The 415-nt window shown below is 71.1% G+C and carries 1 protein-coding gene; it reads left to right on the top strand.

The window, feature by feature from the left end:
- Window positions 1–22: 22 nt before the first annotated feature.
- Window positions 23–415 (top strand): DMT family transporter (locus GVL12_RS25875; protein WP_159918399.1); only part of this gene is annotated, 393 nt, incomplete at its 3' end.

Genomic DNA, 415 nt, shown 5'->3' with positions numbered 1-415 from the left:
GCCCCTGCCTCCTTTCCAACCCATGCGCTCCGAACGCCAGGGCCTGCTCGCCCTCCTGCTGGTCACCGTGGTCTGGGGAACGACCTTCCCCGCGATGAAGATGCTGTCCGCGCACCTGGATGCGCTGCAGATCATCTGGCTGCGCTTCGCGATCGCGCTCGCCGTGCTCAGCCCCCTGTGGCGCGGCATGCGCCGCGCGGAGCGCCGCTGGGGCCTGCTGCTGGGCGCCCTGCTGTTCCTCGCGTTCTGGCTGCAGATCGAGGGGCTGGCGCGCACCAGCAGCAACCGCAATGCCTTCGTCACCGGGCTGAACGTGCTGGTCGTGCCGCTCCTGGCCATGGCCGTGCTGGGCCGCCGCTACGGCTGGACGCTGTGGGCCGCCTGCGGCATGGCGCTCGCTGGCATGGCGCTGATG

Origin of the sequence: Pantoea sp. 18069, from assembly GCF_902706035.1 — a bacterium.
Lineage (GTDB): Bacteria > Pseudomonadota > Gammaproteobacteria > Burkholderiales > Burkholderiaceae_C > Comamonas.
The sequence above is the reverse complement of the archived record's forward strand: the minus strand, read 5'-3'. Positions and strand labels throughout refer to the sequence as shown.